This window comes from Thiomicrospira sp., assembly GCF_014859555.1.
Taxonomy (GTDB): Bacteria; Pseudomonadota; Gammaproteobacteria; order Thiomicrospirales; family Thiomicrospiraceae; genus Thiomicrospira.
In genome coordinates this window covers 1-5,812 of the sequence record NZ_JACUTY010000081.1, presented here as the reverse complement: position 1 = coordinate 5,812, position 5,812 = coordinate 1, and the positions used below count along the sequence as shown (strand labels likewise).

The 5,812-nt window shown below is 45.2% G+C and carries 6 protein-coding genes; all 6 read left to right on the top strand.

Features of this window, described 5'->3' with window-relative positions; translation table 11 throughout:
- Window positions 1-281: 281 nt before the first annotated feature.
- Complete coding sequence (locus IBX48_RS09640) at window positions 282-932, top strand: acyloxyacyl hydrolase (RefSeq protein WP_296833875.1); 651 nt, start codon at window positions 282-284, stop codon at window positions 930-932.
- Window positions 933-965: 33 nt separating this feature from the next.
- Entirely contained in the window at window positions 966-1,910 is a 945-nt protein-coding gene (locus IBX48_RS09635; RefSeq protein WP_296833871.1) for a KpsF/GutQ family sugar-phosphate isomerase, read from the top strand.
- A gap of 12 nt (window positions 1,911-1,922) precedes the next feature.
- Window positions 1,923-3,197: a lipid IV(A) 3-deoxy-D-manno-octulosonic acid transferase gene (waaA, locus tag IBX48_RS09630; RefSeq protein WP_296833868.1), complete on the top strand. Its 1,275-nt coding sequence runs from the start codon at window positions 1,923-1,925 to the stop codon at window positions 3,195-3,197.
- An 82-nt stretch (window positions 3,198-3,279) separates the two neighbouring features.
- On the top strand, window positions 3,280-4,152 hold the full coding sequence (locus tag IBX48_RS09625) for a hypothetical protein (RefSeq protein ID WP_296833865.1): 873 nt from the start codon (window positions 3,280-3,282) through the stop codon (window positions 4,150-4,152).
- Window positions 4,143-5,054: a prepilin-type N-terminal cleavage/methylation domain-containing protein gene (locus tag IBX48_RS09620; RefSeq protein WP_296833862.1), complete on the top strand. Its 912-nt coding sequence runs from the start codon at window positions 4,143-4,145 to the stop codon at window positions 5,052-5,054. Before IBX48_RS09625 ends, IBX48_RS09620 begins: the two co-directional genes overlap by 10 nt.
- A gap of 36 nt (window positions 5,055-5,090) precedes the next feature.
- Window positions 5,091-5,812, top strand: a 722-nt coding sequence (locus IBX48_RS09615) for a type II secretion system protein (protein ID WP_296833859.1), incomplete at its 3' end; no start/stop codon positions are given.

The following is a 5,812-nucleotide window of genomic DNA, read 5'->3' as shown; positions in this document are numbered from 1 at the left end:
ATCTGAAAAACTTGGCGTTGCCAGAATGAATCAGGGGTTAATCGAGGTGCCCATAATAAGGACAAAGTTTATCAGGAATTTTCCGAATGAACAGCTGATCATCCTCCCCATTCACTAGTTTTCGCCATATACTCAGCTATATCATTATTTCAGATAGTCAACAAAGACTGTAAAAATCCCATTAAAACCGATTTTATTTATATAATGGGCAACCGTATTACAATGGCTGAAATTAAGCCCCAAGTTTCAACTAAATTATTTAAAGTCGACTAACTAAAACCATGAAAAAAACCTTATCCGCCCTCACTTTCCCGATTCTACTTAGCTTAATTTTAATGCCCACTAAGGCCATGTCTACTGATGTTGGCGGCGTGTTATGGCGCGGCGCAACTTGGGCGACACTCGGTGCGATTGGCTATACTAATCCGTTTGGTGCGGATTCGTTTCGCATGACTTTTGGCGGTTACACAAACCATGATGCCTTGCAGATTGAAGCCAACCTGCGTTATAACTTAGGCGACACCATGCCACTTATCTCATCCTCGACCATTCGTCCGTTTTTGGATGTGAGTTATTCATCCTGGCAGTTTTTAAAAGACGATGGACTTTCGATGACCAATAAAGGCAATGCGTTTGGCATCGCTCCCGGGGCACGTTTCGAATGGCCAACCGTGGCCTACATTTTCAACTTTATTGATGTTCGAGCTGGAGTGAGTATTCTGGCACCAGATAAGTTGGAAAATAAAGATGGCTCGGTGCGCAACTTTGGTGGCAACTTCACCTTCTCTGAACAATTTGCGTTCGGTGGATACTTTTCTGACAAAAAGCACTGGGAATGGCAACTGGGTGTTCAGCACCATTCCAACCACAACATTTACGAACAAAATAATGGCATTGAGTTTTATAACTTAACTTTTGGTTACAATTATTAAACCGATTTATCTCGCCAATTAGGAGCTAACTGCATGAGTCATAAAAACCATCTTGAGGTGGCGAAACAGGTTTTTGAAATTGAAGCCCAAGCCATCGATAATTTAACCCTATTACTGGATGAGCAATTCGAACTTAGCGTGGACGCGATTCTACAATCCAAAGGTCGGGTTGTGGTTTGCGGCATGGGCAAGTCGGGTTTGATCGGCACCAAAATCGTCGCCACTTTGGCGAGCACCGGCACCCCTTGTTTTTTCATGCACCCGGGTGAAGCGTTTCACGGTGACTTAGGCATGGTCTCTCCTGAAGACGTATTTGTTGCGTTATCTAACTCTGGCGAAACCGAAGAAGTGATTCGTTTATTGCCGTTTTTAAAAGACAACAAAAACGTGATTATTTCGATGACTGGCCGCCCGGATTCAACCCTAGCGAAAAACTCAGATCACCATTTAAATATTGCGGTGCCTAAAGAAGCCTGCCCACTGCAACTTGCGCCTACCTCTTCTACTACCGCGACCTTGGTGATGGGTGATGCGTTGGCGATTGCTTTAATGCAAGCACGCGGTTTTAAACCGCACGATTTTGCGCGTTTTCACCCAGGTGGCAGCTTAGGGCGTAAATTATTAACCAAAGTGAAACATGATATGCGCACCCAGCCTTTGCCAACCGTGGCGGCGGATGCGTCTATGAAAGACGTGATTCACACCATCAGCGAAGGTCGTCTTGGTTTATGTATTGTGGGCGAGGCTGAAGGCATCATTACCGATGGCGACTTACGTCGTCACCTCGATATTAACCCGATGGATTTAATGAATTTAAGTGCGCGGGATATTATGACCGCCAATCCTAAAACCATTCAGGCTGAAGCCAAATTGTCAGAAGCGGAAGAATTAATGAACAAACTCAAAATCACCTCATTGGTGGTGAAGGACCAGGAAAAACTGGTTGGTGTGATTCAAATTTACGATTTAAACAAATAACCAGGCCTGGTGATGACCCTTTGGCTTTATCGAACCCTGCTTTGGCTAGTGTTTCCATTCATTGTTTACTCTGGCTGGAAACGCTGTCGTAAATCGGCCGATCCTGACACCCCTATCATTGATTGTTTTCGGGCACGTTTTGGCTTAAAACGCGCACAATATCAAACCGGTGGCATCTGGATTCACGCCGTGTCGGTGGGCGAAACCCGCTCTATTTTCCCCTTGCTAAAACAACTTCATCAAACCTACCCAAACAGCGCGCTCACGGTGACAAATGGTTCAACCCAAGGTGCATTGCAAGCCTTGAAGTTTTCGCCAGTGCCGATTCAACACCAAATGATTCCGTATGATTATTCGTTTGCGGTTCATCGTTTTCTCGATCAAATTCAACCCAAATTGGTGATTATGATCGAAACTGAAATTTGGCCCAACTTGTACCAGGCCTGCCATCAACGCGGTATTCCGCTGATTTTAGCCAATGCACGTTTAAAACAAGGTTCGTTTGAGTCCTACCAAAAATGGGGTGGGCGTTTAGTAAAAAACGCCTTAAACCAAACCCACTTGATCGCAAGCCAGTTTGATATCGACCGCCAACACTTTATTCAACTTGGTGCTGAGCCGGCACGCGTCAAAACCCTAGGCAACTTAAAGTTCGATATTGAAATACCACCAGGCCTGGTGGTCGAAGCCCAAACTTGGCGTCAACAACACGACCTCACAAATCGGTTTATTTGGGTAGCGGCCAGTACCCACGCGGGTGAAGAAACCTTAATGCTTCAAGCGCATCAAACCTTGCGCCAGCAACACCCAGATGCCTTGCTGATTTTAGTACCACGTCATGCGGATCGTTTTGAAGCGGTTGCCAACGAACTTAAACAACACAACATAAACTTTGCCCAGCGCAGTCAAAATCAGACGATTCAACCAGAAAGCTCGGTTTATTTTGCCGATACGATTGGTGAATTAATGCTTTGGTTTGCGGTGAGTGATGTCGCCTTTATTGGCGGTAGCTTAGTGCCATTTGGGGGCCACAATATTTTGGAGCCCGCCGCATTAAGTAAACCGGTTATCTCGGGGCAATATCACCAAAACTTACAAGCCTTGTACGACTCCTTTAAACAAGCTGATGGCCTAATGATTGCGCAAGATGTCGAACAATTAAGCCAGCAGTTAATCGAACTTAGCCAGTCTACCGAACAACGTCAACAAGCTGGCGAACGTGCGAAACAAGGCTTTTCTCAGCAAACCGGCGCATTACAACGTTTAATTGAACAATTGCCAATTTAGTTAAAATCGCTTAATTTATAACGAACACATTTCTAAATGGCACTTTTTAAACATTCTGAATTAAATGCCACAAGGATTTATCATGTCCCGCTCTTCGGCACCTTATCAACAAGGTTATGCGCTACTTTTGCTGGTGTTAATGCTCTTTATGGCGGGTTCCGCGATGCTTTATAGCACTATGGGGCCGCAAGCCAACAAACTCAAACACCAAGCCAGTCAAAAGCAAATGACTATTTTAGAGCAAGTCAAAACGAATCTGCTACTGCACGCGGTTTCGGCACCTGAAATTTATGCGACAAACAGCAATGGTAACTTTTACACCAGTGATCGCGTGCCCTCTCCTGGCTATCTACCTTGTCCCGATATCAACAATAATGGTTCTACTACCACCCCTTGCGGCCAAGGTGAGGAAATCGTAATTGGCCGACTTCCAGCTGGTTTGGCCACTCGCCATTTTCGTTTTATTGATAATCGTTCCTCACCCGTTTTTATTTGGTATGTGGTGGACAGTCGTTATGTGATTCAAAATCCAGACTACAATAATCCGCCGACTAAGCGCTATGCGCCACTTAATAGCAACACCCCAGGAAACGGTCGAATCCAGCTAGACAATCAAACCGACTTGGTCGCGTTGATTTTTATTTCTGAACAAGTACCGGCATCAAGCACCGATTTATCAACGACTTCACTAAAAAACCTTGTCAATCCATCACAGAATCGCTTTACACGTCAAAATACTCGTGCCGTGACGATCAGCCATCAAGAGTGGCGCGCTCACGTACAAGGGCGCGTGCAAAACCAAAGTTCGACCCTGTGCCAATTAGATGAAGAGCTCGCGCATTGGTTTAACGAATGCAACAACCCTGACAGCCCTTCGGCTGAATGCCCGGCAATTAATGATGGACGTAAAAACAACCCCGTTGGCTCAAATTGGCGGGCGTTATTATGTTCCTAAACCTATCAACCCAAAAAGGCTTTAGCTTATTAGAAATGGCGCTGGCTTTATTATTGGTCGGCATTCTAATTCAATCCGTCACCTCCATGCTGGTTCAAAATAAACAGCACCAGACCTACAAACAAACCGAACAAGAACTACAAAACATCAAACAAGTGCTACTTAGTTACATCCAAATCAATCAATTTTTACCCTGCCCGGATACTAATGGCAATGGGCTTGAAAACCGTGAAACTGATGGCCAATGCAGCGCAGACCAAGGTTCATTCCCTTATTTAGAGTTTGGCGGAATCGGGCAGAAAGATGAGTTCGGCAACCCATATTTTTATGCCACTCACACCGACACTACAAATAATGATGAGATTCGCAATAGTTGTTTTTCAGCCAGCTTATTTGCCAATTCAGGGAGCTTTTCTCTGCAACTATATGAGCGTAAAGACGACAAAACGCGTCATTGCACACTGGATCAATGTCAAAAATCCAGTGAAAAAGACCCTGATAGTAAAGAATACATTATGGTTGAATGCGACACGCTTGATATAATTTCACGTACACAAGCTCCCTATTTCAACACACTAACTCAACCGCTAGGTACAACTACCGCTTTAAATGGCGCGCTTCGGGTTTGCGGTCAAGACAGTACTAGCTGTGTCTACGGTACGGGTTTAAGTAAACTATCCGGCAACCATTTACCACTTGTAGTGATCAGCTTTGGTCAAAATGGCGCGCAAACTTGGCAAGACTGTAACCAAGCCTCAGATCGTGAACAAGAAAACTGCGATAGTGATCGTTATTTTCAACAACAGCCGATTGACCAGGACTTTGATGACCAGTTGATCTGGATAACCATGCACGAAGTCAAAGCTTTACTCAGCCAACACATTAATTGGCATAATGAATAGTATTCCAACTAGGCTCAGCCAAACTAGGTAATAAACATGATTCGCAAACATCCGCACCAGACTGGATTCACGCTTGTTGAAATGGCGATTGTGCTCGCGATTCTGGGCATTATATTAGGCGGATTATTTGCTGGCACCAGCGCCTTACGCGAAACCAGCAAGTTCAAAGAAGACCAACAAAAACTGCAAGACATTAAAGCCGCTTTATTAAGTTATGTCGCGGTGAATCATTATTTGCCTTGTCCGGACACAAGTGGCGACGGCATTGAAAACCCGCACGACTTCTCCCAAGCTCAATGTAATGCCACCTCTGGTAATCTACCCCACTTAAGCCTCGGCACCCATGCGGTCAATGCCTACGGCTTGCCGTTTAGCTACTACATCAACACCTCAGCCAATGACGCCAATAGCGTTACAGACCCAGGCACCAGCGCGAGCTATTTTGGTCGAATGAATTGCAATCCCAATACAACCAATCAAACCAGTGCGCCCTGTTTTAATAAAGACACACCGCCTACTAGTGCCTCCTCAGGGATGGGTAATTTTGATATAAGCGATGGTTCTTCAAGTATCGCGATAGAGATCCCACTGGTTGTGATTTCGCATGGCCAAAATGGATGCAACGGCGTCACGGGACGAGAAGCAGACAACTGCACCAGTAATGCCGCCACCTATTACCAAGCGCCACAAAACCGTGAAGGCCCGAATGCGTTTGATGATGTATTGATTTGGTTGTCCAGCCTGGAAATCAAACACGC

Coding starts and splice junctions, on each gene's coding strand:
- IBX48_RS09640 (WP_296833875.1), top strand. CDS start 282: ATGAAAAAAACCTTATCCGCCCTCACTTTCCCGATTCTACTTAGCTTA.
- IBX48_RS09635 (WP_296833871.1), top strand. CDS start 966: ATGAGTCATAAAAACCATCTTGAGGTGGCGAAACAGGTTTTTGAAATT.
- waaA (WP_296833868.1), top strand. CDS start 1,923: ATGACCCTTTGGCTTTATCGAACCCTGCTTTGGCTAGTGTTTCCATTC.
- IBX48_RS09625 (WP_296833865.1), top strand. CDS start 3,280: ATGTCCCGCTCTTCGGCACCTTATCAACAAGGTTATGCGCTACTTTTG.
- IBX48_RS09620 (WP_296833862.1), top strand. CDS start 4,143: ATGTTCCTAAACCTATCAACCCAAAAAGGCTTTAGCTTATTAGAAATG.